Annotated in this window: 23 protein-coding genes and 1 tRNA gene; 8 read left to right on the top strand and 16 right to left on the bottom strand. The window is 72.9% G+C overall.

Going from position 1 to position 26,145, the window contains the following annotated elements:
• The first annotated feature begins 189 nt into the window (after positions 1–189).
• Positions 190–262: transfer RNA gene (locus ACIBG6_RS10770), tRNA-Arg, on the top strand.
• Between the two features lie 110 nt (positions 263–372).
• Here the strand turns inward: ACIBG6_RS10770 and sigJ are convergent.
• A complete protein-coding gene (gene sigJ / locus ACIBG6_RS10765) occupies positions 373–1,305 on the bottom strand; it encodes an RNA polymerase sigma factor SigJ (protein ID WP_399222225.1) in 933 nt (310 codons plus the stop codon).
• A gap of 230 nt (positions 1,306–1,535) precedes the next feature.
• Here sigJ and ACIBG6_RS10760 point away from each other — a divergent pair, with 230 nt between their 5' ends.
• Positions 1,536–2,009: a carboxymuconolactone decarboxylase family protein gene (locus tag ACIBG6_RS10760; RefSeq protein ID WP_399222224.1), complete on the top strand. Its 474-nt coding sequence runs from the start codon at positions 1,536–1,538 to the stop codon at positions 2,007–2,009.
• Positions 2,010–2,065: 56 nt separating this feature from the next.
• Positions 2,066–2,452 (top strand): DoxX family protein, encoded by a 387-nt coding sequence (locus ACIBG6_RS10755; protein ID WP_399222223.1) that lies wholly within the window; start codon positions 2,066–2,068, stop codon positions 2,450–2,452.
• On the opposite strand, the gene ACIBG6_RS10750 is transcribed toward ACIBG6_RS10755, so the two are convergent.
• Genes ACIBG6_RS10750 through ACIBG6_RS10740 form a run of 3 tightly spaced genes read right to left on the bottom strand, consistent with a single transcriptional unit; the run spans position 2,442 to position 4,625 of the window.
• The gene (locus tag ACIBG6_RS10750; protein WP_399222222.1) at positions 2,442–3,431 is read right to left on the bottom strand and encodes an MBL fold metallo-hydrolase; all 990 of its coding nucleotides are present in this window, start codon (positions 3,429–3,431) and stop codon (positions 2,442–2,444) included. The genes ACIBG6_RS10755 and ACIBG6_RS10750 overlap by 11 nt on opposite strands.
• Complete coding sequence (locus ACIBG6_RS10745) at positions 3,428–3,889, bottom strand: PaaI family thioesterase (protein ID WP_399222221.1); 462 nt, start codon at positions 3,887–3,889, stop codon at positions 3,428–3,430. Before ACIBG6_RS10745 ends, ACIBG6_RS10750 begins: the two co-directional genes overlap by 4 nt.
• Positions 3,890–3,935: 46 nt before the next feature.
• Complete coding sequence (locus ACIBG6_RS10740) at positions 3,936–4,625, bottom strand: LysE family translocator (protein WP_399222220.1); 690 nt, start codon at positions 4,623–4,625, stop codon at positions 3,936–3,938.
• A gap of 112 nt (positions 4,626–4,737) precedes the next feature.
• On the opposite strand from ACIBG6_RS10740, the gene ACIBG6_RS10735 reads away from it, so the two are divergent.
• Positions 4,738–5,190: an Lrp/AsnC family transcriptional regulator gene (locus ACIBG6_RS10735; protein WP_399222219.1), complete on the top strand. Its 453-nt coding sequence runs from the start codon at positions 4,738–4,740 to the stop codon at positions 5,188–5,190.
• Positions 5,191–5,261: 71 nt separating this feature from the next.
• Here the strand turns inward: ACIBG6_RS10735 and ACIBG6_RS10730 are convergent, their stop codons facing one another.
• On the bottom strand, positions 5,262–6,599 hold the full coding sequence (locus ACIBG6_RS10730) for an esterase-like activity of phytase family protein (protein WP_399222218.1): 1,338 nt from the start codon (positions 6,597–6,599) through the stop codon (positions 5,262–5,264).
• 407 nt (positions 6,600–7,006) lie between these two features.
• Here ACIBG6_RS10730 and ACIBG6_RS10725 point away from each other — a divergent pair, with 407 nt between their 5' ends.
• A complete protein-coding gene (locus ACIBG6_RS10725; RefSeq protein ID WP_399222217.1) occupies positions 7,007–8,155 on the top strand; it encodes a winged helix DNA-binding domain-containing protein in 1,149 nt (382 codons plus the stop codon).
• 15 nt (positions 8,156–8,170) lie between these two features.
• Positions 8,171–8,962, top strand: a complete 792-nt coding sequence (gene pucL, locus ACIBG6_RS10720; protein ID WP_399222681.1) for a factor-independent urate hydroxylase — start codon at positions 8,171–8,173, stop codon at positions 8,960–8,962.
• Between the two features lie 3 nt (positions 8,963–8,965).
• On the opposite strand, the gene crcB (ACIBG6_RS10715) is transcribed toward pucL, so the two are convergent.
• Positions 8,966–9,319 (bottom strand): fluoride efflux transporter CrcB, encoded by a 354-nt coding sequence (gene crcB, locus ACIBG6_RS10715; protein ID WP_399222216.1) that lies wholly within the window; start codon positions 9,317–9,319, stop codon positions 8,966–8,968.
• Positions 9,316–9,738: a fluoride efflux transporter CrcB gene (gene crcB, locus ACIBG6_RS10710; RefSeq protein WP_399222215.1), complete on the bottom strand. Its 423-nt coding sequence runs from the start codon at positions 9,736–9,738 to the stop codon at positions 9,316–9,318. The genes crcB (ACIBG6_RS10715) and crcB (ACIBG6_RS10710) overlap by 4 nt, the downstream gene beginning before the upstream one ends.
• A 432-nt stretch (positions 9,739–10,170) precedes the next feature.
• Here crcB (ACIBG6_RS10710) and ACIBG6_RS10705 point away from each other — a divergent pair, with 432 nt between their 5' ends.
• A complete protein-coding gene (locus ACIBG6_RS10705; protein ID WP_399222214.1) occupies positions 10,171–11,436 on the top strand; it encodes an IS701 family transposase in 1,266 nt (421 codons plus the stop codon).
• A 39-nt stretch (positions 11,437–11,475) separates the two neighbouring features.
• On the opposite strand, the gene ACIBG6_RS10700 is transcribed toward ACIBG6_RS10705, so the two are convergent.
• The 4 genes from ACIBG6_RS10700 to ACIBG6_RS10685 all read right to left on the bottom strand — a co-directional run bounded on the left by ACIBG6_RS10700 (position 11,476) and on the right by ACIBG6_RS10685 (position 17,129).
• Positions 11,476–13,503, bottom strand: a complete 2,028-nt coding sequence (locus tag ACIBG6_RS10700; protein WP_399222680.1) for a helix-turn-helix domain-containing protein — start codon at positions 13,501–13,503, stop codon at positions 11,476–11,478.
• A 157-nt stretch (positions 13,504–13,660) separates the two neighbouring features.
• Complete coding sequence (locus ACIBG6_RS10695) at positions 13,661–14,626, bottom strand: BTAD domain-containing putative transcriptional regulator (protein ID WP_399222213.1); 966 nt, start codon at positions 14,624–14,626, stop codon at positions 13,661–13,663.
• A gap of 297 nt (positions 14,627–14,923) precedes the next feature.
• Positions 14,924–15,403, bottom strand: a complete 480-nt coding sequence (locus ACIBG6_RS10690) for a DUF1772 domain-containing protein (protein ID WP_399222212.1) — start codon at positions 15,401–15,403, stop codon at positions 14,924–14,926.
• A gap of 79 nt (positions 15,404–15,482) precedes the next feature.
• On the bottom strand, positions 15,483–17,129 hold the full coding sequence (locus ACIBG6_RS10685) for a von Willebrand factor type A domain-containing protein (RefSeq protein ID WP_399222211.1): 1,647 nt from the start codon (positions 17,127–17,129) through the stop codon (positions 15,483–15,485).
• Between the two features lie 215 nt (positions 17,130–17,344).
• Here ACIBG6_RS10685 and ACIBG6_RS10680 point away from each other — a divergent pair, with 215 nt between their 5' ends.
• Positions 17,345–18,064: a DNA-binding response regulator gene (locus tag ACIBG6_RS10680; protein WP_399222210.1), complete on the top strand. Its 720-nt coding sequence runs from the start codon at positions 17,345–17,347 to the stop codon at positions 18,062–18,064.
• Positions 18,065–18,106: 42 nt separating this feature from the next.
• Here ACIBG6_RS10680 and ACIBG6_RS10675 read toward each other — a convergent pair whose 3' ends face one another.
• The 5 genes from ACIBG6_RS10675 to iolB form a co-directional block, all read right to left on the bottom strand.
• Positions 18,107–18,997, bottom strand: coding sequence for an ABC transporter permease (locus ACIBG6_RS10675; protein WP_399222209.1), 891 nt, complete (start codon positions 18,995–18,997; stop codon positions 18,107–18,109).
• Positions 18,994–21,663, bottom strand: a complete 2,670-nt coding sequence (locus ACIBG6_RS10670) for a CocE/NonD family hydrolase (RefSeq protein ID WP_399222208.1) — start codon at positions 21,661–21,663, stop codon at positions 18,994–18,996. The genes ACIBG6_RS10675 and ACIBG6_RS10670 overlap by 4 nt, the downstream gene beginning before the upstream one ends.
• Positions 21,664–21,919: 256 nt before the next feature.
• Complete coding sequence (gene mmsA, locus ACIBG6_RS10665; RefSeq protein ID WP_399222207.1) at positions 21,920–23,431, bottom strand: CoA-acylating methylmalonate-semialdehyde dehydrogenase; 1,512 nt, start codon at positions 23,429–23,431, stop codon at positions 21,920–21,922.
• Between the two features lie 14 nt (positions 23,432–23,445).
• The gene (gene iolD / locus ACIBG6_RS10660; protein WP_399222206.1) at positions 23,446–25,317 is read right to left on the bottom strand and encodes a 3D-(3,5/4)-trihydroxycyclohexane-1,2-dione acylhydrolase (decyclizing); all 1,872 of its coding nucleotides are present in this window, start codon (positions 25,315–25,317) and stop codon (positions 23,446–23,448) included.
• A complete protein-coding gene (gene iolB, locus ACIBG6_RS10655; protein ID WP_399222205.1) occupies positions 25,314–26,144 on the bottom strand; it encodes a 5-deoxy-glucuronate isomerase in 831 nt (276 codons plus the stop codon). Before iolB ends, iolD begins: the two co-directional genes overlap by 4 nt.
• Between the last annotated feature and the right edge of the window lies 1 nt (position 26,145).

Below are 26,145 nucleotides of genomic sequence, written 5' to 3'. Positions count from 1 at the left end.
ACCCGCCCCGAGCGGCGTGAAAACCGCTGCGCGAATCGCACCTGCCTGCGATTATCGTTCCGCTTCACCGAACCTCCACATCGTGCCACGCAGGTGAAGCACCCGGGCCAAGGCGATCGGAGCCCTATCCTTGTCCCGGCAGGCCACACCCCACCCACCAGGGCCTCCAGGCCACACGGCCACCACCCGGCCCCCGTAGCTCAGTGGATAGAGCAGGTGCCTTCTAAGCACTTGGCCGCAGGTTCGAGTCCTGCCGGGGGCGCACGACGGAAGACCCTCCTTCGGGAGGGTCTTTTTGCTGGTCGGGGCGGTTTTCGCGCGTATACCGGATCGAGCCTCACGGTACGGATGGGCGGTGCCGGCCCGGGTGGGCTATTCCTTCGGCAGCCGTGCCATGTCGGAGACCGGGCCGAGGTGGCCGAGCTTGTCGGGGTTGGATACGGAGCGGATCGCCCGGATCACGCCGTCGACGATCTCGAGTTCGACCACGTTGACCACCCTGCCCGCAGGGTCGTACGTCACGGCGCCCGGGCGGTTGTTGACCCAGGCCGGACGGAGGTCGGCGCCCAGGCTCCGGATCCGGCGGAACCCGCCGACGAGCAGCTGCCCGACGCGCTGCGGCTCGGCCACCGGATTCCTGGTCGCGCGCGCCTTGCCGCCGCCGTCCCCGTAGTACACGACATCGGGTGCGAGCATGCCGAGCAGCGCGTCCAGGTCACCGCCTTCGGCCGCCTCGAAGAACCTGCGGGCGAGTCCCTCGCCCTCGGCCCGCTGGGCAGGGAGCGGCGCACTGTCCGCGTCCGGCCCGGCCGCGGCGATGCGCTTCTTGGCGCGGGCGAAGATCTGGCGGCAGTTCGCCTCGGACTTCCCGGTGGCCCTCGCCACGTCCGGGTAGTCGTACGCGAAGACCTCGCGCAGCATGAACACCGCCCGTTCCACCGGCGAGAGTGCCTCCAGCAGGACGAGGAAGGCCATGGACAGCGAGTCGGCCAGCTCGGCGTGCTCGACCGGTCCCGGCCGGCCGTCGGTCACGACGACCGGTTCGGGCAGCCAGTTCCCCACGTAGGTCTCCCGACGTACCCGAGCCGAGTTCAGGTGGTTGATTCCCAACCGCGTCACGGCCGTGGTCAGGTACGCCTTTGGTGTGGAGATCTCGGTACCCGCCTGGTGCGCCCGGGTCAGGCCGAGGAAGGCGTCCTGGACGAGGTCCTCGGCGTCGCCCACCGACCCGGTCATCCCGTAGGCGATGGAGAACATCAGCGGCCGGTACCCGGCCACGTCCCTCACATCCGTCTCTCCCGGCACGGGACCCCCTCCTTCAACTCGCGTACGGCGATGCCCAGTCCGAGCGCGCCGTCCCGCCCGCTCATTCCAAGATCCACAGGACGCCCAGAGGGTATCCGAGGGGCCCGTCGGCCGCCGCCGGGCCGCCGACGCGCGGCGGTGAGACGCACGTCACATCAGCCCCTGTCACAGGCTGCCGGGGTGCCCTGTCTTAGAGGGCAACAGCGAACAGCAGGAACGAGGAGTGCACGATGAACGCTCGACTGAACTTCATGACCAGCCCCGTCGCCGCCAAGGCCATGAAGCACATCATCGCCGCGAGCAGGGCGCTCGCGGAGTCGACCGTTCCCGCTTCCACCCGGGAACTGATGATGCTCCGCGCCAGCCAGATCAACGGCTGCGCCGGATGCATCGACATGCACACCAAGGACGCCGCGCACGCCGGTGAGAGCGCGGTACGACTCAACCTGGTCGTGGCCTGGCGGGAGGCCACGGTGTTCACCGACGCCGAACGCGCCGCCCTGGAGCTGACCGAAGAGGGCACCCGCATCGCCGACGCGGCCGGCGGGGTCTCGGACGCCGTCTGGGCGAACGCGGCCAAGCACTACGACGACGACCAGCTCGCCGACCTGGTCGCCCAGATCGCCATCATCAACGCCTTCAACCGCGGAAACGTCATGATCCAGCAGCCCGCGGGCGACTACCAGCCCGGCCGGCACGGCTGACCATCCGCCCGCCGCCCCCTGGTTCCGCGAGCCGACACCACGCAAGGACACATCCCATGAACCTCGCCCTGTGGATCATCACCGGACTTCTCGCCGCCGCCTACCTGCTCGGCGGTGCCTTCAAGGTGATCACGCCGAAGAAGAAGATCGCCGCGAGCGGCGCCAGTGCCCGCTGGACCGAGGACTTCAGCGCCGGCGGCATCAAGACCATCGGAGCCCTCGAGGTGCTGGCCGCGGTGGGCCTGGTTCTGCCCGCCCTGCTCGGCACAGCGCCGGTTCTGGTCCCGCTGGCGGCTCTCGGCCTGGTGCTGATGATGGCCGGCGCGGCGATCGTCCGGATACGGCGTCACGAGACCACGTTCATGGTGGTGGACCTGGCCTACCTCGTCCTGGCCGCCTTCGTGGTGTGGGGCCGCTTCGGCCCCGAGGCCTTCACGGCCTGACCCAGTCGCGGGGGTAGGGCACGCGGAGCGTTTCGGCTGGGGTCGGGGTGTGGGGGGTGGTGGCGTGCAGGCGGCCGCCTTGCAGGGTGATCGCGCCGGCTCGGGTCATGGTCGTGACCAGGTCGGCGGCCAGGGACTCGGGAGTCGTGTCCAGGAGTCGTGCGGCGTCGGTGAGCCACGGCCGCGTGTGGAGGTACGGCTCGACCTCGGCCGCCGGGATGCCTCCGCGGATCATCAGGGCGAAGGCGAAGATCCGCCGGGCGCCGTACAGGACCGCGCCGTCCGGGTCGTCGACCAGTCGCCGCGCGCGGCGGACGGCCGCGGCGAACGCGGCCGCGGGGTCGGCGGGGACCGGGCCGTGGGAGGGCAGGATCACCCGCGGGGCGAGGTCGGCCATCCGCTGGAGGGACGCGAGCGCGGTGGTGGCCGCGTCGAGCCCGTCGAGCGCGAGGTTCACCCAGCCGACGTCGTAGTCCGACAGCGCGTCCCCGACCACGAGCAGTCGTTCGTCCGGCTGCCACAGGGCCAGATGGCCCGGCGTGTGGCCGGGGGTGCGGACGACCTCCCAGTCGGTGTCGCCGAGGCGGAGGACCTGCCCGTCGTCGAGGGAGACGTCGACCGTGTACGGGGCCACGGGCTGGTCCAGGTACTCGGCGGCGCAACAGCCGGGGTCCCGCCGGGAGATGGCCTCCGCCTCCGGGGCCCCGGCCGCGATCGCGGCGCCCTGGCTCTGGAGGAGGGCGTTGCCGCCGACGTGGTCGGAGTGCCAGTGGGTGTTCACGACCAGGTCGACGGTCCGCCCGGCCTGCGCGCGGGCCCAGGCGGCGGTCTCCTCGGCATGGCCCACGAAGCCGGTGTCGATCAGGGCCGGTCGACGTCCGTGGAGCAGCAGGGTGTTGGCGTCGGGGAAGGGGCGCTGCCACCAGGTCGCCCAGCGCGGCAGCGCGGGGGCTGGGGCGGGGGCGGAGTGCGGGCTCACCGCTCGGGCCTGGTCACGCGGATGAGGGTCTGCTGGCCGTTGGCGACGAGCTTCCGCTCGCCGCCGGGCTGGACGGCGTACACCTCCGACTGGCAGACGGTCAGGGTGCGTCCGGACTTCAGAACGGTGCCGATCGCCTCGATGCGGTCGCCTGCGGCGGGCGCGAGGAGGTTGATCTTGTACTCGACGGTGAGTACCTCGGATTCCTCGTCGAAGAGGGTGAGTGCCGCGTAGCCGCCGGCGCTGTCCGCGATGGCGCTGGTGGCGCCGGCGTGGACGTAGCCGTGCTGCTGGGTCACCTCGGGGCGGGCCGGGAGCACGATGCGTACGCGGCCGGGGCCTATGTGGGCGAGGTGCGCGCCGAGGTGGGTCATCAGGCCTTGGCGAGCGAAGCTGGTCCGGACGCGCTTCTGGATCGCGGGGCCCGCCTCCTCCTCCGCCTGTGTCTCGTCTTCCACGTACGTACTCTCCTTCCCGCCCGTCTGTCGAGTCGAGTCGTGTGCGTCAGCCGGCCAGGCGTTCCACCAGCAGGAACCCGCCGATGGCGATCATCATGGCACCGGAGGCCCTGGTGACGGCCCGGGCTGCCGAGGGTCTGGCCTTCAGGACCGTGCGGGCAAGGACGCCGACGCCGAGGTAGACGACGGCGCACGCGGTCAGGTGCAGCATGCTGAGGAGCCCGGTATGCGCGGCGACCGGCCAGCCGCCGGCGACGTCGATGAACTGCGGAAACAGCGAGAAGTAGAGGAGCAGCGCCTTGGGGTTCAGGCCGCTGATCCCGGCGCCCTTGAGCATGACCTGCGCGGGGGAGGCGCCCGCGCGCTCTCCGGCGCCCGTGCGCGCTCCGGCGTCCGTGCGCGCTCCGGCGTCCGTGCGCGCTCCGGCGTCCGTGCTTTCTCCGGCGGTCGCCGGGACAGCCGACTGCCGCAGGACTCCCCAGCCCAGCCACAGCAGATAGCAGGCGCCCGCCATGGTCAGCGCGGTGACCGCGACCGGGGAGCTCGCCACGATCATCGCCAGGCCGGCGACGGCCACCAGCGCGTAGGCGGCGTGGCCGACGACCAGCCCGGTGACGGCGGGTACGACCGACCGGTCGCGCAGGCCCGCCGAGATCGCGTAGGCCCAGTCCGCGCCCGGGGTGAACACCAGCAGCAGGTCCACCGCCAGGAAGGCCGCCAGTGTCGTCGTGTCCATCGTTCGTTCCCTCTCGCATTCCTTGTTCCGAGAGGGAAGGCTAGGGCGGATATGCCCGAAAGTGTTTGCGTTCTTACCCCAGGAATGGGCACCTGGAGGGAGAATCTTCTTCATGGATGCCATGGACCGGAAGATTCTTACCGAGCTGCAGATGGACGGCCGCCTGACGATCACCGAGCTGGCCGCCCGCGTGCGGCTCAGCGTCTCGCCCTGCCACCGCCGCCTGCGCGACCTCGAACGCGAGGGCGCCATCCGCGGCTACCGCGCCGTCGTCGATCCGGCCGCGGTCGGCCTGAACTTCGAAGCCCTCGTCTTCGCCACCCTGCGCTGGGAGAACCCCGACACCGTCACCACCTTCGAAACGGCCGTCACCGCCATCCCCCAGGTCATCCAGGCCCAGCGCCTCTTCGGCGAACCCGACTACCTCCTCCGCGTCGCCACCACCGACCTCGCCGCCTACCAGCAGCTCTTCGACCAGCAGCTCGCCCGGCTGCCCGGGGTCCAGCGCCTGGCCTCCACCCTCGTCATGAAGAACGTCATCGACGACCGCCCGCTGCCCGAGTAGCCCCCGCCGGCCCGTCAGGGCGACCGGCGGCTCCGCCGGCCGGGCCGGCCGCAGGACCTGTCGTCGACTGGTCAGCGGACCGGGCGGGGCAGGCGTACGCGGACGAGGGTCGTCTCCACGCCGCTGTCGACCAGGCGGCCGGCCGCGTCGAAGGCCGCGGGACCGTCCGTCATGCCGAAGTCGTTGTCGTTGAGCAGGACGAGGGTCGAGCGGCCTTCGAGGGCGATGCCCTCGATCTTGCCGGGGACTCCCGCCACGGTGTTCAGGTCGACCACCAGACGCTTGGCGAGGATCGGGGCGGCCTTCGCGGCCTCGTCGTCGAGCTGCTCCAGGGTGGGGGTCGCGGGGGTGTCCCAGACGGTGTCGAGGATGTCGGCGCCGCGGCGGAGGCGGACCTCGTACACGCGGGAGGCCTTGTCCGTGCGCTCCTGGACGAGGAGGCGGTCGCCGCCGAGGGCGACGAGGGCGGAGATCTTGAGCTCGGAGGTCTTGGTCTGGCCGGGCTCGACGACCTCGACCGGGTCGAAGCGGTAGGCGTACTCGGCGGTGACCTCGTTCGTGCGGGTCGAGAAGCGCAGCAGGCGCGTGGTGCGGGAGTTCTCGCCGGTGGCCTTGTCGGGGTTGAGCAGCGGGCTCTGCAGCGCCATGACCAGATCGCCGTCGGGGAGCAGCGCGAGGCCCTCGAAGCCGCGGTTGATCTTGCGCTGGAGGAAGACCGACGGGAGCGACTCGATCACCGGGTAGTCGGCGCCGGTGAGGCCGAGGCCCTTCGGGACGTGACGGGCGAGGACCCGGCCCTTCGGGGAGACGTGCACGAGCGAGGGGCCGTACTCGTCCACGAGCCAGAAACCGCCGTCCCGGTCCCGCACGATGCCCTCGGTGTCCAGGCCGTTCGGGTCGTACGCGAGCGGGGTGGAGGCGTCGTACGTGTACGGGGCCTCGTCGCGGCCCGGCTGGTTCGGCAGGCCGGTCACGGGGGCGCCGGACCTCGTGGTGAGCGGGATGGAGCGCAGGACGTCGATGCGGCCGCCGACGGCGCGGATCTTGACGATCGCCGGGTCGAAGCCGGGCACCGGGAACGTACGGCGCTTGTCCTTCCCGACGGATATCTGGCCGTTGGGGCCGCGGTCGGTCACGGTCCAGTACTCGCCGGGCCGTTCGGCCGGGTAGAGGTCGCTGCCGATGCCGCCGAGGTCGACGCCCCGGTCGTCGTCGACGCTGCCGGGCAGCAGGGCGTTGCTGAACGCGGCGAGCGGGATGTCGGGGAGGGTCGAGGTGGAGACGACCCGCGCGGTGGAGCCGTGGTGCGCCGGCGTCGCGTCGGCCGTCCCCACCACCACCGAGAACGCGAGTGCGGCGGAGACGGGAAGCACCACGGCGGCGGGCCGGCGCAGGAGACGCGGATTCATCTGAACTCCCTTGGACACACATGGGGTACGCGTGGGGTGCGCGTGGGGTGCGCGTGGGGTGCGCGTGGAAAGTCGCCGGTGAGGGCGGGCTGGGCGCGCGCTCATGGTCCGGTTCCGCGCGCAACGCCCGGCTACGCGTTCACGACGACCGGGTGAGTCCTGGGTGAACGCGCGTCTCCGGCGCGCCGCCCCGTCAGGAGCGGTCGAGGATCAGCTGCGTCTTGAGGATGTCGCCGTGGTGGAGCCAGCCCTTGGCCTCCGCGACGGCGATGGCGTCCTCGTGCAGCTCGGCCGCGTCCGCGTACGAGTCGGTCTTGAACGACAGCTCGGGGACGTGACGCCGGTGAACCGGCGGCGTCGGGGACCCGCCGCCCTCGGGCCGCCGACGACCGAGCGAGAATCAGGTCATGGTGATGACCGCGCGCGCCCTCAACCGCTCCACCCTCGCCCGCCAGTTGCTCCTCGAACGGGCACCTGTCGACGTCGAGGAGGCCCTGCGGCGGGTGGTCGCCGTGCAGGCGCAGCAGCCGGGTTCGCCGTACGTGGCCCTGTGGAACCGGGTCGCGGGATTCGACCCGGGACTGCTCGACGGGGCGGTGGAGGAGTTCCGGGCGGTGCGGTCCACCCTGATGCGGCTCACGCTGCATCTGGTGCACGTCGAGGACTACCGGGCGTTCCGGGAGGGCATGGAGCCGACGCTGCGCGGTTCTCGGCTCGGCGACCACCGGTTCAGGGCGGCCGGGTTCACGCCGGCCGACGCCGACGCGCTGCTGCCGGGGCTCCTCGCGTACGCCGAGCGGGCGCGGACCGGCGCCGAGATGCTGAGCCGTCTCGCGGAGGGCCGCGGCGGTCCGGTGGAGTCCGTGGCCTGGCGGATGATCCGCCAGTACGCGCCGCTGTGGCACGCCCCGACGGGGCCGCCGTGGTCGTACGGCACGGCGCAGTCGTTCGTCACCGCGAACGCCCTTCCCGAGCACCGGGATCCGGACGCGGTCGCCGCGGGCCTCGCCGTGCTCGTCCGACGCTATCTGGAGGGCTTCGGGCCGGCGTCCGTGGCGGACATCGCGCAGTTCTCCATGACGCAACGGGGCCGGGTGCGCGAGGCGTTGGCGGCGCTCGACGGCCGGGTCGAGCGCCTGGAGGGGCCCGACGGGGTGGTGCTGTACGACGTGCCCGGGGCGGTCCGGCCCGACGAGGACGTTCCGGCCCCGCCCAGGCTGATGGCCATGTGGGACAGCATCCTGCTGGCGTACGCGGACCGCGGCCGCGTCATCCCGCCCGAGTACCGCAAAGCCGTGATCCGCGTGAACGGCGACGTCCTGCCGACGCTGCTCGTCGACGGGTACGTCGCCGGGGTCTGGCGGCCCGTCGACGGCGGGATCGAGGCCTCCGCGTTCCGGCCGCTCCCGGCCCGCGCATGGGAGGAGCTCGCCGGAGAGGCCGCCGCGCTCGGGGCGTTCCTGGCGGGCCGGGACCCGCTGGTCTACCGGCGCTACGACCACTGGTGGGCGAAGGGGCTGCCGGTGGTCGAGTCGAAGGTGTTCCCCGTCCTCTGACGTGCCGGCGGCCACATTCGTGCCGAGGGCAACGACGGCGCGTGGCACGAGATCGGCGACCTGAACGTGTCGGTGGCGCTGCGCGGCGAGTACCGCGACGTCCACCTGACCGGCGACGTCGACTCCCCCGAGGCCTTCGGCATCCTCCTCGCCCGGCACTTCGTGACCTCGCAGCCCGTGATCCACGAGGCGCCGATCCGGATCGAGGAGTACGCCTGGGAGCGCGTCTCGGTGCCCACGCGCAAGGAGCAGCACTCCTTCGTGCGCAAGGGCCAGGAGGTCCGCACCGCGCAGATCACCTACTCGGAGACCACCGAGCTCCAGGTCCTCTCGGGCCTGAAGGAACTGACGGTGATGAACTCGACGAACTCCGAGTTCCACGGCTTCATCAAGGACAGGTACACGACGCTGAAGGAGGCGTACGACCGGATCCTCGCCACCAAGGTGACCGCCCGCTGGGCGAACTCGGCCTCGGCGGCGGCGGACGCGGAGCACGACTGGGACCGCTCGTACGGGAAGGTGCGCCGCCACATGCTGGAGGCGTTCGCGGAGACGTACAGCTACTCGCTCCAGCAGACCCTGCACGCGATGGCCGACCGGGTCCTGGACAACGTCTCCACGGTCAACGAGGTCCGGCTCAACCTCCCGAACAAGCACCACTTCCTCGTGGACCTGGAGCCGTTCGGGCTGAAGAACGACAACGAGGTGTACTTCGCGGCGGACCGGATGTACGGCCTGATCGAGGGCACCATCCACCGTGACGGCGTCCGGCCGGTGATCGCGACCAGCGACTGGATCACCGCGTAAGGATCACCACGGCCTGGCCGTCTCGACTCCCAGCCATACGGCTCCGAGTCCGGCGGCCAGGCTCCCGGCCACGTTCAGCACCGCGTACCCCTTCGCCCCGCCCTCGTACAGCTTCAGCGTCTCGTACGAGAAGGTGGAGTACGTGGTGAGGGCGCCGCACAGGCCGGTGCCGAGCAGCAGGTGCAGCCGCTCCGAGGAGACGCCAGTGAGCAGCCCGAGCACGAACGAGCCGACGACGTTCACCGCGAACGTGCCCCAGGGAAGGCCGAGGCCGAAGCGGGCCTTCGCCAGCCGATCGGTGAGATAGCGCAAGGGCGCGCCGATGGCGGCGCCCGCCACGACCAGGAGCCAGTTCACGCGGGCCTCACCCTGACCGGTGCGACCGCCCGGGTGGCGGCGACCCCCGCCCAGACGGCGGCGAGGGCGGTGAGCACGGTCGCCCCCAGGTAGAGCAGGCCTCGGGTGGCATCGCCCGCTGCCAGCAGCCGCTGAGTGTCGAGCGCGTACGTCGAGAAGGTGGTGAACCCGCCGCAGAACCCGGTGCCCAGGAAGGGGCGGAGCAGCGGATGGGGAGCCACGCGGATGCGGGTCTCGGTGAGCAGCACCATGAGGACACCCAGCACCGCGCAGCCCACCGCGTTCACCGTGAAGGTCGTCCAGGGGAACGCGTGGGCCGGGGTGGGCCAGACGAGCGAGGCCCCGTAGCGGGCGGCCGCCCCGAGGGCGCCCCCGGCGGCGACGGCCCCGACGACCGCCGTCTCTCCGCGTGTTCCCATGCCCGGAAGGTTACGGGGCCCGGCCTGATCGGCAGGACACCCCCAAGGCGCGGAGGAAGTCGAGGCGAGGCGCACGGGCACGGTTCCCGGCCTGGGGCATTAACCGGGAGCCGACGCCCGTGCGACCTCGCTCTGCGATGGTCCGGCCACTCCGCGCGACGGGTCAAGCGGCGCCGGTGAGTCTGTCAGATCCCCCGCGGGATCCGTCGGATCCCCCCGCGGGGTGTTCCGGAGATCCCCCGGACACCCCTAGGGCACGTCCGGGGCGGGGCGGTGGCGACGGCCGTGACCTGGGGTGATGTAGGGGGAGGTGGTCCGGCCACCATTCGGCGGCCGATTCGGGTGCCGGGTACACCTCGTCCCCGGGGGCGGGTACGGGCGACGGTGGTGGAGCAGCGGGAGGGAGCTGCGCAACCTTCGGGCAGGAGTGTCGTGAGTACATCCGTCGCAACCAAGCGCAGGGCCACCACCGGGGCCGTCCCGTCCTTGACGGTTCCCCTGAGCGTCACCACGCCCGTCGGTGCGGCCGGTTCGGGCGAGGAGGCCTACGCCGAGCTCTGCTCCGCGCTCTTCTCCGGCTTCCCGCGCCGCGACCAGCGCCTGAAGGCCGAGCAGTACCTCTACGGTCTGCTCACCGCGCAGGGGCGCAAGTCGATCCGTAACATCGCCGCGCAGATAGGCGGGCCGGCCGCCGAGCAGAGCCTGCACCACTTCGTCTCCAGTTCCACCTGGGACTGGCAGCCCATGCGGGCCGCGCTCGCCCGGTTCCTGGAGCGGAACAGCTGCCCGCAGGCCTGGGTGGTCCGGCCGATGCCGATCCCGAAGGCCGGGGAGCACTCGGTGGGCGTGGACCGGCGTTTCGACCCGGAGCGCGGTCAGGTCTTCCACGGCCAGCAGGCGTTCGGCGTGTGGTTCGCGAGCGACGAGCTCAGCGTCCCCGTCAACTGGCGGCTGTTCCTGCCGGACCCGTGGGTCAACGACCGCACGCGGCGCGACCGCGCGGAGGTTCCCCAGGAGGCCGGCGAGGAGACGCTCGAGGAGTGCGCGGTCGCCGCGGCGCTCGACACCGCCCGCTGGTCGGACGTCACCCGCAAGCCGGTGCTCCTCGACATCCGCGGCGGCGCGGGCCGCGCGGCGCTCACCCGGCTCGCCGGGGCCGGGGTGCCGGTCGTGGCGCGGATCGGTCCGGGTTCGCGGCTGGCGATCGCGGACCGTGCGCTGCCGGGCTTCGGGGCGGGTCCGCTGTCGGCGGTGCAGATCCTGGAGTCGCTCAAGGGCCTGCGCAGGCCGGTGAGCTGGGTGGACACGGTGGCCGGTGTGCGGACCTCGCGGACGTCGCTCGCCACGGCCGTGCGGGTCGCGCTGCCCACGCCGGGCGGCGAGCGGATGCGGCCCCTGGTGCTGCTCGGCGAGTGGGACGACCCGCGGCGGGCCCCGGCGCGGGTGTGGATCAGTGATCTGACCCAGTCCCCCGTCGGCTCCCTGCTGCGGCTGACGAAGCTCGCGCGCCGGGTGGAGCGGGACTTCGTGGAGGTCGGCGAGGGGGCGGGGCTGCGGGACTTCGTGGGCCGTTCGTTCCGCGGCTGGCACCGCCACATCACGCTGGCCTCGGCGGCCCACGCGGCGACGCTCCTGGCCTCGTCGGACTGGGACGCGGCCTACGACTCCGGGTACGGGTCGCGACGCAGGGCGAGCTGACCGGGACCGACCGCCCGCCCCGGCGCCCGCCCGCTGCTCCTACGGAGCGGCCGGGCGGGCCGGGTCGGTCGTGGCGCGGCCCCGGGAGAGGACCTCGCGGGTGCGCTGGAGGCGCAGCGCGAGCTGGACCTCCAGGACCTGGCCCGGCTTCTGCCACTCCGGGCCGAGGAGTTCGCCGATCCGTTCCAGGCGGCGCGAGACCGTGTTGGGGTGGACGTGCAGCGCCTCGGCCGCGTTGGTCGGGCTGCCGCCGGAGGCGAAGTACGCCTCCAGGGTGCGGGTGAGGTCGGTGAACCGCTCGGCGTCGTAGTCGAGTACGGGCCCGATCGCCCCCTCGACGAAGCCCTCCACGTCGTGGTCGTCGGAGAGCAGCAGCCCGAGGAAGCCCAGGTCGTGCACGGAGGCGGCGGAACCGGTGCCGCCCAGGGCGCTCATCGCGTCGAGGCAGCGCTGGGCCTCCTGGTGCATCCGTCCGACGCCGTCCGGGCTCGTCGCGGGACCGGCGGCGGCGACGGAGACGGGGTGGCCGAGCAGCGGGGACAGTTCGGCGGCGACGGCCTTGGCGGCGGCGGAGGCGTCGATGCCGGGGAGCAGCAGCACGATGCAGCCGCCCTGCACGGTCTTCAGGCCGGAGAGGCGGTACGCGTACGAGGACGCCCACACGACCGCCCGGCCCTGTTCGCCGCCCTCCGGTCTGGCGAGCACGAGGACGTGCGGTCGGCGCAGGTCGACGCCGAGGCGGCGGGCGCGCTGCGCGATCTGCTGCGGCGCGTGCGGCGGGTCGGCGATGAGGTCGTCGAGGAGTTCGTCGCGTACGGGCCCCTCGGCGACGGCCGTGGAGCGCCGCATCAGGAGGAGGAAGGCGACGGACTGGGCGGCGAGTTCGAGGAGCCGTTCGTCCTCGCCGGTGAGCCCGCTCGCGGCGCGGATCACGAGACCGCCGAGGTCCTCGGAGCCGGCGATGACCGGGGCGACCCAGGTGTCTTCGTCGGCGGGGACCGGGCGGCGGCGGGCGTGCGCGTCGAGCGAGGCCTTGGCGACGGCCTCCTCGTCGAGGCCGGGGATGTCCCCGCCGGCGAGGGCGCGGCCGCCCTGGTCGCGGACGAGCACGGTCGCGTCGAGGGCGTCGCCCGCGGCCTTGGCGACGTTCCCCAGGTCGCCGCCCGCGAGGACGAGGTTCATGATGCGGCTGTGGGCCTCGCTGACGTGCCGCATCCGGGTGAGGCTGGTGCGTACGCGGGAGCTGTCCCGCTCCAGTTCGGAGACCTCGGCGCGGGTCCGGTCGAGGATGCCCGCCTTCTCGACGGCGAGCGCGGCGAGGTCGGCGAGCGCGGCGAGGAGGCCGAGCTCCTCGGAGGTGTGGTCGCGGACGCGCCGGTCCGCGCCGTACAGCACGCCGATCACGGCGTCGCCGCTGCGCAGCGGCGCGGCCATGATGGCGTGCAGCCCTTCGCCGCGGACGGCGGCCTCGGCGGCCTCGTCGAAGGCGGGCGCGTGGACGCCGGCGTCGAGGGAGCCCGAGGGGGCGAAGCGCTCGTCGGCGAGGTAGTCGGCGGTCCAGACGGGCTCGCCGTGGAGCTGGACGGCGCCGCCGAGTCCGTACCCCTCGGCGATCGTGAACCCGGGGACGAGGCGCGGTCCGGTCGTGCGGCCGGGGCCGGTGTCGAGTCCGGCGCGGGCGCCCTCGGTGGTGTGGACGTAGCAGCTGCCGTGTTGTCCCCGCAGCGTCACGAACGCCATGTCGAGGCCGAGGAGCCGGCGGGCTCGGCGCGTGATGACGCGGAGCAGGCTGTCGAGGTCGTACGAGAAGGTCAGGTCGCGCGCGGTGTCGGTGAGGGCGGCGAGTCCGGCCTCGCGGCGCGCGGCGTCCTCGCTTCCGGAGCGGACCTGGTCGGCGAGCTTCACGGCCCGCTCCAGCCGTTCGAGTTCCTCGCCGGAGAGACCGGCCAGCCGGGCCTCGTCGAGGAGTGCGTCGTAGCGGGCGGCCGGTGCCTGTCCGGCGAGCAGTTCGAGGACCGTGAGCAGCGCGTCGGCACCGCCGGCTGCGTCCGCGCCGTGCGAGGTCATGGTCTCCACCCCCGTAGTAGAGCGAAATAGGGCACCTCGATGGAAACCCCTCCTGCTCGCCGAAACTATTTCGGCTTCGGGAGTCGGTCAACATCGACCTGCCGCACGTCCACAACGGCGGCCTGACGTACTTCGTTCCCGAGGTCCCGCGACTCCCTCAGACGAGGGAGCCGACGGGGACGGGACGGGACCGGGCCGGGGTGTACTGGGCGGGCACGTGCGCGGGCGGGCGAGCGGGTGTCCGGGTGGGCATCCCGACGGCGTTCCAGGCGGGCGTCCACGCGGGCGTCCAGGCGGGCGCCTGGGTGTCGAAGACGGAGCGGCCCGCGGTGTTCCGCATGGTCAGGACCGAGCGGTGGAGCCGGCGCAGGCGCGCCGAGGGTTCCATGCCGCTGTCGCCCGCGAGGGCCGACCGCAGCCGCTCGTACGTGGTGAGGGCCTCGTCGTGGTGGCCGCAGCGCAGCAGGGCGACCATGTAGTGGGCGTGCAGGGGTTCGTTGGTGCGGTAGTGGGCGACGAGGCCGGAGAGTTCGGAGACCAGCTCGGCGTGGTGGCCGAGGCCCAGCTGCGCTTCGACCCACTGGTCGAGCACGCTCAGGCGGGAGGCTTCGAGGCGCTCGATCTCGCGGCGGAGCCGGGGGCCCGCCGCGACGCCCGCGTACGGCTCGCCGCGCCACAGGGCGAGCGCCTCGCCGAGCCGGAGCGCGGCGCGCGTGAGGTCGCCCGCTTCCATGGCCCGGTAGCCGGCGCCCGCCGCGCGCTCGAACTGCCAGACGTCGTGGACGCCGCCGCCGGTGTCGAGGCGGTAGCCGCCGGGCTGGGAGACGAGGACCGCGTCGGCGGTGCGCCGGTCGGCCCAGCCCTGGCGGGGCTCCGCCGGGTCGGCGCCGTTCAGCGCGCCCGCGACGAGCCTCCGCAGCTCCGCTATATGGGACTGGAGTTCGGCCCGGGCGCCGCGCGGGGCGCCCGAGGGCCAGAGCTCCTCGGTCAGGACCGTCACGGGGACGACCTGGTCGGCGCTGGCGGTGAGCAGGGCGAGCAGCTGCCTCGGTGCGGCTGCCGTCGGGGTGATGGACACGCCGTTCTCCCGTACCGACAGTCCCCCCAGGATCCGGACGTCCACCTTGCCCCCTCAGTGCCTGTGCGGTGTCTGCGCGCGGGATGACCCTCGTTGATTAGAAAAGACCCCCGTAGGCATGTCAATAAGAAACCGGAGGGTACGGAAACCTGACCCGTGATATCGGGGTGCTTCACCCCATTTGAGGGGATATTTCGGCGTCAGGTTTTCGTCACTGGCTCAGACCTTTGCCCAGCGAAAGACGGTTTCAGGACTCAGGGGTACGCTTTCGAAGGGCTCTCGCGGACGTCGGAGGGGTCCTCAACCGCGATTTCACGCCAGAAACCGCCCGGTGGGTACGGTTCAGAGCACGGCGGCGGCGGTGAGCAGTCCGAACGCGACGACGATCAGGGCCGTACGGACCCGGTGGAATCCGTTCCACCGCTTCTCGAAGGCGGCCCGCACCGCCGCCGGGTCCTCCCCGGCCGCCCCTTCCGGGCGCTCCGACGCGGCGAGGGCCACGTTCAGCGGGACGTTCCCGGCGACGGTGACCAGGTGGTTGAGGGCCGCGGACACGAGCCCCGCCAGGACGAGCCACTTCTGGGTGTCCGTGCGTCCGTCGACGGGGACGAGGAAGGCGGCGGCGGGGAACGCGACGACCCCGAAGAAGACGAGCAGGAACACGGCCCTCGGGACGCATTCGTTGATCCGGCGCATCGCCGTGACGAACTCGGCGTCCGTCAGGCGGGCGAGGGCGGGCATGATCCCGGTCTGGAAGATGAGCAGGAAACCGGCGTAGAGCCCGGTGCATCCGACGGCGAGGGCGAGCAGCAGGGTGGCCATGCGGCCATTCTGGCCCGCCACCCGCCCCGCGCGTCAGCCGTACGGCTCACCGGACTTCGCCTGTACGGGTCACGGGACGTCAGCTGTACGGGTCACCCGACCGCAACTCCCCCTCCCCGGACGCCCCTTCGCTCGGCCCCGCGGTCGGCCCGAGCAGCCGTTCGGCCTGCCGGACCGCCTCGGCGAGCTCCCGGACCACGGCCGATCCCGACCGTCCGGCGATCACCTCCGCCCGCTCCGCGAGCGCCGTGAGCCCGGGGTCGCCCGGCAGGTCGCCGCCGCGCAGCGCGTCCGCGAAGTAGGCGGTGATCGCGGTCAGTTGGAGGCTTTCGTGGCCGCCGTCCCACAGCCCCTTGCCGAGCGCCTCGACCTCGACCGTGCCGGAGCGCTCGTGCGGCGCCCGGGTCGCCGGGTCGAGCCAGCGGACCGTGGCGGTGGCGACGCGGCCCCTCGCGCCGGTCCGGGTCTTCACCGCGTACAGCGCGGTGACGGTGTGGCCGGCGCCGACCTCGCCGCCGTCCACCCGGTCGTTCCGGAAGTCCTCGTCGGCGACCTCCCGGTTCTCGTACCCGACCAGCCGGAACTTCTCGACGGTCCGCGCGTCGAAGGCGACCTGCGCCTTGGCGTCGCGGGCGCGCAGCTCGACGTGGGCGGGCAGCTGGTCGACGAAGACCTTCCGGGCCTGCTCGGGGGTGGAGACGTACGTCGTGTGGCCGTCGCCCTTGTCGGCGAGCCGCTCCATGAAGTCGTCGCCGTACTCGCTGCCGACCCCGACGCCGAACAGGGTGATGCCGTGGGCCCTGCGCTCCTCGTCGATGCGGGCGAGGATCGCGTCCGCGTCGGTCTCACCGGTGTTGGCGAGGGCGTCGGAGAGCAGCACGACCCGGTTGGTGGCGCCCTTGCGGCGGCCGTCGACGGCGACGTCGTAGCCGGTGCGGACACCGGCCTCGACGTTGGTGGACGAGGTCGTCGCCAGGGACTCCACGACCTCGCGGATCCGGCCGCGGGATTCTCCGACGCGGGTCATGGGCAGCCGGGTCTCGGCCTCGTCGCTGAAGGTGACGAGGGCGAACGAGTCGTCGTCGCGGAGCTCGTCGGCGAGCAGCCGGAGGGACTCCTTGACGAGGTCGAGCCGACCGGGCTCGGCCATGGAGCCGGAGATGTCGACGACGAAGGTGAGGGCGGCGGGCGGGCGTTCACCGCTCCGGTCCGCGTCACGGGTGGCGAGCCCCACCCGGACCAGGGACCAGCCCTCCGTGCCGGTGCGGGCGCCGTCGAGGCTCACGCCGAAGCCGTTGTCCGCCGGGCGCGGGTAGTCGGGACGGAAGCTGTTGACGAACTCCTCGGGGCGCACGGTCGTCGGCTCGGGCAGCCGGCCCTCGGCGAGGGAACGGCGGGCGTAGCCGTACGAGGCGGTGTCCACGTCGAGGGCGAAGGTGGAGAGGTAGTCGGGGGCCGGGGGCCTGGTGCGCTGCTCGCCCTCCTCGGGCGCGGCCGCGTCCGCTCCCGGGCTCGCCGTGCCGGGGGCGACGTACCCCGGTTTCGTGGCCCCTCCACCGCCGGTGGTGCCCGGCGCGGTACGGCCTTTCTCCGCGTGCGACACGTCGCTCGTCCCGCCCGACGCGCCACAGCCGCCGACGGCCAGTCCGGCGACGATCACCCCCGCGATCGCGGCCCTGAACCGGGCCCCGCGGCGACCGTTCGCCGCCGTGCTCTGTCGACTCATGTCATCCACCCCTCTTCGTACGGCACTTGTGAATGTGACGAACGAAGGGCCGGGACGGAGCAGTCGGAGGGGTTGCGGATGGATCTCGATGTGGCAACGGCGACGGGGGCGGACGAGGGTGGCATGGATTCGCCATCCTTTTCAACAGGGGTTGTCACCGTGTGCAGTCGCATGCGTACATTTAGTGGACATCGATCGGGCGGGGGTGGTCAGCGGTGGCAGAGAGCGCGGGCTCCGTGATGCTCGCCCGTTCGGCGATGAACCGGGCCGCGACCGAGGGACAGCGGCCCGCGGGGCGCCCGGTCCGGGGCGCGCGGCGCATCAGCGCCGCGCTCGCCGGGCTGGCCGCTTCCACCCGGCACGAGCTGCTGACCTTCGACGACCCCGTCGCCTCCGCGGGCTGCGCGATCCCCGGGCCGTTCCTGGAGCTGGCGGGAGCGTGCATGCGGGCCGCGGCGGAGCGGGCCGAGGAGGTCCGGCGGATCGTGCCGCGGCACGCCCTGCCCAGGCTCGAGAGCGGGCTGCGGATGCCCGGCCGGGCCCGGCTCGCGGACGCCATCCCGTTCAAACTGATCGTCGTGGACCGGACGGTGGCGGCGGTCCCGCTGGATCTGGAGCTGCTCTACAACGGCCTGCTGCTGATCCGCGACCCGGTGGTGGTGCAGGCCCTCGTCCGGGCGCACCACGCCTGCTGGGCGGCGGCCGAGGAGCTGACGTACGTGCCGCCTCCCTCTCCCCCGCCGCTGGACCTCGCGCCGCAGTCGCGGCTGGTCCTCGACGCTCTCCTGTCGGGGCTGACGGACGAGGCGGCGGCGGCCAGGCTCGGCATGTCGGCGCGGACGTACAGCCGCCGGGTGGGAGAGCTGATGGCCGCCCTCGGCACGACGAGCCGCTTCCGCGCGGGCGCGGAAGCGGCTCGGAGGGGGTGGGTGTAGCGGCTCCTGCGACCGCTCCTACGACACCTCCTACGACACCTCCTACGACACGATGTCCTTGCGGGCGAAGCCCCGGAAGGCCAGGGCGAAGAGGATCACCGCGTACGTCACCGAGATCGCCGCGCCCTTCACCATGCCGCCCCACTCCAGCTGCGGCTGGAGGGCGTCGATCCAGGCGAACTGCCAGTGCGCGGGCAGGAAGTCGCGCCAGTCCCCGAGCGCCGTGACGGCGTCCAGGACGTTGCCGACGATGGTCAGGCCGACGGCGCCGCCCACCGCGCCGAGCGGGGCGTCGGTGCGGGTGGAGAGCCAGAAGGCGAGCCCGGCGGTGACCAGTTGGGAGACGAACACGAAGGCGACCGCGACGGCGATGCGCAGCACCGCGTCCATGGCGGGCACCGAGCCGCCGGTCGGCAGCTGGAGCGGCCCCCAGCCGTAGGCGACCGTGCCCGCGGCGAGGGCCACGAGCGGCAGGAGGACCATCGCGGCCGCGCTGTAGGCGAGGGCCACCGTCAGCTTCGAGGCGAGGAGCCGGGAGCGGGGCACCGGTGCGGCCAGGAGGTAGCGCAGCGAGGACCAGCTCGCCTCGGAGGCGACGGTGTCGCCGCAGAAGAGGGCGACGGGGACGACGAGGAGGAAGCCGGCCGAGACGAAGAGGCAGGTCGCCGCGAAGTTGGCGCCGGAGGCCGTCGCCGTGTCCATGAGCGTGATCCGGCCGTTGGTGTCGCCGTCCCCGGCGCCGCCGATCGCGAAGGCGGCGATCAGGACGAAGGGAAGGGCGACGAGGATCCCGCCCATGATCAGGGTGCGGCGCCGCTTCCACTGGCGCAGGGCTTCGACGCGCAGCGGCAGGGTGCGGCCGGCCCGGTAGCCGGGGGCGGTCGTCCCGGCCGGGGGCGCGATGGTGGTCGGCTTCGTGGTCGGCGCGCTCATGCGGCTCCTCCGATCAGGGTCAGGAACGCGTCTTCGAGGCGCCGGTGCGGTCCGACCCCGGTCAGCGGTACGTCCAGGCGGACGAGGTCGCCGATGAGGGCGGTGGCGTCCGCGCCGTCGAGGCGGACGAGGAGCCCGCCGTCGGCGCGGGCCGCGGAGCCGACGCCCGGGAGGGCGCCGATCTTCTCGACGAGCGGGTCGTCGATCTCTCCGGCCAGCGTCACGAGCAGGGTGTCGCCGGAGCCGGTGATCTCGGCGACCGGCCCGGCCTGGACGAGCTGTCCCCGGTCCATGACGACGAGGTGGGTGCAGGACTGCTCGACCTCCGCGAGGAGGTGGCTGGAGACGATGACGGTCCGGCCCTCGGCCGCGTACCGGATCATCACCTCCCGCATCTCGCGGATCTGCGGCGGGTCCAGGCCGTTGGTCGGCTCGTCGAGGATGAGCAGGTCCGGCAGACCGAGCATGGCCTGGGCGATGGCGAGGCGCTGCCGCATGCCCTGCGAGTAGGTCCGTACGGCGCGTTCGAGGGCGCTGCCCAGGTTCGCGATCCGCAGGGCGTCGTCGACGCGGGCGTCCTCGGCGGGACGGCCGGTGGCCTTCCAGTACAGCTCCAGGTTCTCCCGGCCGGAGAGGTGCGGCAGGAAGCCGGCGCCCTCGACGAAGGAGCCGACCCGGGAGAGGACCGGGGCGCCGGGGCGGATGGCCTGGCCGAAGACCCGGATCTCGCCCTCGTCGGGCCGGATCAGGCCCATCAGCATGCGCAGGGTGGTGGTCTTGCCGGCGCCGTTCGGGCCGAGCAGGCCGAGGACCTGGCCCTGTTCGACACGGAAGGAGAGGTCCTTGACGCTGTACCTGTCGCCGCCCGCGTACTTCTTGGAGAGTCCGGTGATCTGGAGGGGTACGGAGGTGAGTTCCGGGTCCGGCGCGGGGGCCGTGGTGCGGCGGCGGGCGGTCAGGAGGAGCGCCGCGGCGACGGCCAGGCCGAGCAGCGGCAGGCCCCAGACCCACCAGGGCAGGGTGGCGGCCTGGGTGTCGAGGCCGGGCGCGGTCGGGACGGTGAGCGGGCCCTCGACGGCGACGGTGTAGCCGGCGGGGACGGTCGGGGAGGCGTAGCCGAGGTCGGTGGCGGCGAGGACGAGCCGCAGCCGGTGCCCGGCCTCCACCTCGTGGTCGATCGCGGGCAGCGTCAGGGTGACGCTTCGGCCGGCCTTGGCGTCCTCGACGCGGACGGGGGTGACGAGCTGGGAGGGCAGCACCTGCTGCCGTCCGTCGGGCCCGACGTCGTACACCTTGGCGAAGAGGACGGCGGAGCCGTCGGCGGCGGTCGAGGTGACCTTGACGCGGACCGTCGGGGTGCCGGTGATCCGGACGGCGCCGGTCTGCGGCTTCGCGTCGAAGCGGGCGTACTGGCCGGGGAAGTCGAGGGAGAGGCCGACGCCGAGGGAGGAGAGGCCGGAGAGTCCGCCGCCGAGGCCGGGGACGGCCGAGATGGCGGGCGGCGCGGCGCCGGCCGGGTTGGCGAAGGTCTGCGGGGGCCCGGCGAGGGCCATGTTCTCGGTGGCGGCGGTGAGGCCCGGGTAGCGGTCGGCGGTCGCGCCGCGCAGGGTGGCCTGTCCGTCGGTGGAGTCGACGCCGCCGGTGCGGCTGACGCGGAAGGCGGGGCCGGTGTCCGCGGAGGTGTCGCGCTTCAGCCAGCGGTCGAACCACGTGCTGATCCGTCGCTCGACGCGCTCGGTCTCGCGGTCGCCGCCGTCGTGGCCGCCGGCGATCCAGTCGACGGCGACGGGGGCTCCGTTGGCGGTGAGGGTGCGGGCCATGGCGTCGGACTGGGCGAGGGTGAAGAGGGAGTCGGACTGGCCCTGGACGATGAGCGCGGGCACCTTGATGCGGGCGCCGACGGCGGAGGGGCTGCGGGCTTCGAGGAGGGCGCGGGCGGCGGCGTCGGGCTTTCCGCTGACGGCGACGCGCTGGTAGAGGGTGCAGAGTTCGGCGGTGAAGCGGCCGCAGCCGTCCGCCGTCCCGGCCGGGCCGGAGGCCTGGGCCGAAGCCGGGGCCGCGCCCGGCTGGTTCCCCGCCGAGAAGAAGATCCCGGCCCAGAGCTTCTTGAAGACGTCGTTCGGGAAGAGGGCGTCGGCGAGGTTCCAGTAGGTGATCTGGGGGGCGACGGCGTCGACGCGCGGGTCGTGTCCCGCGGCGAGCAGGGAGATCGCGCCGCCGTAGGAGGCGCCGGTGACGCCGACGCGCGGGTCGCCGGCCTTGTCGAGGAGGACCTCGGGGCGGGCCGCGAGCCAGTCGATCAGCTTCCGGACGTCCGCGACCTCGTGGTCGGGGTCGTTGAGGCCGATCTCCCCGGTGGAGGCGCCGAAGCCGCGGGCGGACCAGGTGAGGACGGCGTAGCCGTCGCGGGCGAGCTGTTCGGCCTGGGCGCGGACGTCGTTCTTCGAGCCGCCGAAGCCGTGGCCGAGGAGGACGGCGGGGCGCCGTTCGCCTCCGCCGCTCGTGAAGTACGAGGTGTCGAGCCGTACACCGTCGATGTCGAGCGCCTTGTCCGCGCGCTGCACGGGTGGCGGTTCGTCGGAGGCGACGGCGGTCCAGGTGCCGGCACCCGCGAGGACGGCGAGGACGGCGGTGACCGCGGCCCACCGGGGAAGTCGGAGTCGCATGGGTCGAGCCTATGCGGGCCGACTCGTGCGGCACTGCGGTCCGCAGGGGGAGGCGCCCGACCTCCTGGGGTCGTACGCCCGGCCTCGCCGTACACCAGACGCGGTACGCGCGACCGCCGCCGCACCCCGACGAGGACGGCCCCCGGGGCGCGGTGTCGTGCGCGCTCCGGGGGCCGTTCGTCATGAGCCGCTCGTCATGAGCCGCTCGTCATGAGCCGCTCGTCATGAGCCGCTCGTCACGGCCGCGACCGGAAGGTCAGTGGTTGCGGGGGAAGCCCAGGTCGACGCCCGCCGGGGCGTCGGACGGGTCCGGCCAGCGGGTGGTGACGACCTTGCCGCGCGTGTAGAAGTGCACGCCGTCGTTGCCGTAGATGTGGTGGTCGCCGAAGAGCGAGTCCTTCCAGCCACCGAAGGAGTGGTAGCCCACCGGCACCGGGATCGGCACGTTGACGCCGACCATGCCGGCCTCGACCTCCATCTGGAAGCGGCGGGCCGCGCCGCCGTCACGGGTGAAGATCGCGGTGCCGTTGCCGAAGCGCGAGCCGTTGATGAGGGCGAGGCCCTCCTCGTACGTCTCGGCGCGCAGCACGCAGAGCACCGGGCCGAAGATCTCGTCCTGGTAGGCCGCGGCCGTGGTCGGCACGTGGTCCAGGAGGGACAGGCCGATCCAGTGGCCGTCCTCGTGACCCTCGACCGTGTAGCCGGTGCCGTCGAGGACGACCTCGCAGCCCTCGTCCGCCGCGCCGGTCACGTAGGAGGCGACCTTGTCGCGGTGGACGGCCGTGATGAGCGGGCCCATCTCGGAGGTCGGGTCGTTGCCGGGGCCGATCTTGATCTTCTCGGCGCGCTCGCGGATCTTGTCGACGAGCGTGTCGCCGATGGAGCCGACGGCCACGACCGCGGAGATCGCCATGCAGCGCTCGCCGGCGGAGCCGTACGCCGCCGAGACGGCCGCGTCGGCCGCCGCGTCGAGGTCGGCGTCCGGGAGGACCAGCATGTGGTTCTTCGCGCCGCCGAGCGCCTGGACGCGCTTGCCGTTGGCGGAGGCGGTGGTGTGGATGTGGCGGGCGATCGGGGTGGAGCCCACGAAGGAGATCGCGGAGACGTCCGGGTGCTCCAGAAGGCGGTCCACGGAGACCTTGTCGCCGTTCAGGACGTTGAAGACACCGTCCGGGAGGCCCGCCTCGGCGAGCAGCTCGGCGATCTTCAGGGCCGGCGACGGGTCCTTCTCGCTCGGCTTGAGGATGAAGGTGTTGCCGGTCGCGATGGCGATCGGGAACATCCACATCGGCACCATGGCCGGGAAGTTGAAGGGCGTGATGCCCGCGACGACGCCCACCGGCTGGCGGATCGAGGCCACGTCCACGCGGTTCGAGACCTGGGTGGAGAGCTCGCCCTTGAGCTGGACGGTGATGCCGCAGGCCAGGTCGACGATCTCCAGGCCGCGGGCGACCTCGCCGAGCGCGTCGGAGTGGACCTTGCCGTGCTCGGCGGTGATCAGCTCGGCGATCGCGTCGCGGTTGGCGTCGAGCAGCGCGCGGAACTTGAAGAGGATCGTGGTGCGCTGCGCGAGGGACGAGGTGCCCCAGGTCGCGAAGGCGTCCTTGGCCGCGGCGACGGCGGCGTCCACCTCCTCGACGGAGGCGAGCGCGACTCGGGTGGTCACGGCGCCGGTGGCCGGGTCGGTGACCGGGCCCCAGTTGCCCGACGTGCCCTCGACGGTCTTGCCACCGATCCAGTGGTCGACAGTCTTGACGGTGTTCGTCATGACGAAATGCTCCTTCAGAGATGGCGGCGTCGGGCGGTGACGTGCCGGTCGTACTCCTCGCGGGCCTTGACCGCCGACGGGCGGGTCGACGTCTCGGCCACGGGCACATCCCACCATGCCTGGGCCGGGGGCGGGCCCGACACTGTGTCTGCCGTTTCGGTCTCGACGTAGACACATGTGGGAACCGTCGTGGTCCGCGCGTCCGCGAGGGCTTCTCGCAGGTCACGCACGGTGCGGGGGCGCAGCACGCGCATGCCGAGGGAGGCGGCGTTGGCCCCGAGGTCGATGGGGAGCGGCGCGCCGGTGAAGCCGCCGTCCGGGTCCCGGTGGCGGTAGTCGGTGCCGTAACGCTCGGCGCCCACGGCCTCCGAGAGGCCGCCGATGGAGGCGTAGCCGTGGTTCTGCAGGATGACGAGACGCAGGGGCAGTCGCTCCTGGACGGCGGTGACGATCTCGGTGGGATTCATCAGATACGTACCGTCGCCGACGAGCGCCCAGACGGGTCGACCGGGCGCGGCGAGCAGGACGCCGAGGGCCGCCGGGATCTCGTAGCCCATGCAGGAGTAGCCGTATTCGACGTGGTACTGGTCCGTGGAGCGGGGCCGCCAGAGCTTGTGGAGGTCGCCCGGGAGCGAACCGGCGGCGTTGATCAGGATGTCGCTGCCGTCGACCAGAGTGTCGAGTACGCCGAGGACCTGGGCCTGGGTGGGCCGGGCGTCCTCGTCGGGGACGGCGTAGGCCGCGTCGACGCGGGTCTGCCAGCGGAGTCTCTCCTCGGCGTACTCGTGCGCGTAGTGCGGGGTGACGTGGTGCGGCTCCAGGAGCGTGTGGAGCTGTTCCAGGCCCTCGCGGGCGTCCGCCACGAGGGGGAGCGCGGCCAGCTTGTGGGAGTCGAAGGCGGCGATGTTGAGGTTGACGAACCGTACGGAGGGGTGGCCGAAGAGCGTTCCCGAGGCGGTGGTGAAGTCGGTCCAGCGGGTGCCGACGCCGATGACGACGTCGGCGGTGCGGGCCAGGTGGTCGGCGACGGCGGTGCCGGTGTGGCCGACGCCCCCGACGTTCTGGGGGTGGTCGTGCGGCAGCGCCCCCTTGCCGGCCTGGGTGAAGGCGACCGGGATGCCGGTCAGCGCGGCGAAGTCGTGGAGCGTCTCCTCGGCCCCGCTGTACCGGACGCCGCCGCCGGCGACGATCAGCGGACGGGTGGCCCGGCCGATCGCCGCGACCGCCGCGTCCAGCTCGTCCTCGTCCGGGGAGGGGCGGCGGACGCGCCAGACCCGCTCGGCGAAGAACTCCGCCGGCCAGTCGTACGCCTCCGTCTGGACGTCCTGGGGCAGTGCGAGGGTGACGGCGCCGGTCTCGACGGGGTCGGCGAGGACCCGCATGGCGGCGAGCGCGGCCGGGATCAGCGCCTCGGGGCGGCCGATCCGGTCGAAGTAGCGGGAGACGGGGCGCAGGCAGTCGTTGACCGAGACGTCGCCCGCGTACGGCACTTCGAGCTGCTGGAGCACGGGGTCGGCGGGGCGGGTGGCGAACGTGTCGCCGGGGAGGAGCAGGACCGGCAGGTGGTTGACGGTGGCGAGCGCGGCGCCGGTGACGAGGTTGGTGGCGCCGGGGCCGATGGAGGTGGTGACGGCGTGCGCGGAGAGCCGGTTCGACTGGCGGGCGTAGCCGACGGCGGCGTGGACCATGGCCTGTTCGTTGCGGCCCTGGTGGAAGGGCATGAGGTCGGGGTCCTCGACGAGGGCCTGGCCGATCCCGGCGACGTTGCCGTGGCCGAAGATGCCCCAGGTGGCGGCGATCAGCCGCTGTCGGGCCCCGTCGCGCTCGGTGTACTGGGCGGCGAGGAAGCGGACGAGCGCCTGGGCGACGGTCAGCCGGATGCTCATGCGTACCCCTCCGTGTGGTCCGGGTGGAAGGAGATCTTCCATTCCCGCTCGGTTCCGGGGCCCGCCATGACGTTGAGGTAGTAGAGGTCGTGCCCCGGCTGGGCGATCGACGGCCCGTGCCAGCCGTCCGGTACGAGGACGGCGTCGCCGTCCCGGACTTCGGCGAGGAGCTCGGCGCCGCCGGGCCGGGAGGGCGAGATCCGCTGGTAGGCGAGACCGTGCGGGCCCGCGATCTCGTAGTAGTAGATCTCCTCCAGGACGGACTCGGCGCCCGGGCGGTGCTCGTCGTGCTTGTGCGGCGGGTAGGAGGACCAGTTGCCGCCGGGGGTGACGACCTCGACGGCGATCAGCCGGTCGCAGTCGAAGGCGCCGGCCGCGGCGAAGTTCCGCACCTGGCGGGCGCGGTTGCCGCTGCCCCTCGTCTCGACGGGAACCTCCGGCGCGGGGCCGTAGCGGGCGGGGAGTCGTCGCTCGCACTTCGCTCCTGCCAAAGCGAAGCGGCCCCCCGCGCCGGAGGCGATCTGGGCGTGGGCGTCGCGCGGTACGTAGGCGAAGTCGGCCACTCCCGCGAACACGCTCTCGCGGCCCAGGAGTTCGAGGACTTCGCCGTCGACGCGCACGCTACAGGCACCGGCGAGGGGAAGCACGACCCATTCGGAATCCCCGCTCTCGAAGGAGTGGATCTCCCCCGGCCCGAGGGTGAGGACCCGGAGGGCGGAGTGCTCCCAGCCGGCCCGGTCGGGGTCGATCCGGACGGCGTACGGACCGCGGGCGGCGGACCCGGAGGGCAGGTGGAGGCGCTCGGTGGGAGAAGGTCCGGAGTTCATG

The sequence above is a fragment of the Streptomyces sp. NPDC050842 genome, assembly GCF_044456565.1.
In the GTDB taxonomy this organism is placed as follows: Bacteria; Actinomycetota; Actinomycetes; order Streptomycetales; family Streptomycetaceae; genus Streptomyces.
The sequence above is the reverse complement of the archived record's forward strand: the minus strand, read 5'-3'. Positions and strand labels throughout refer to the sequence as shown.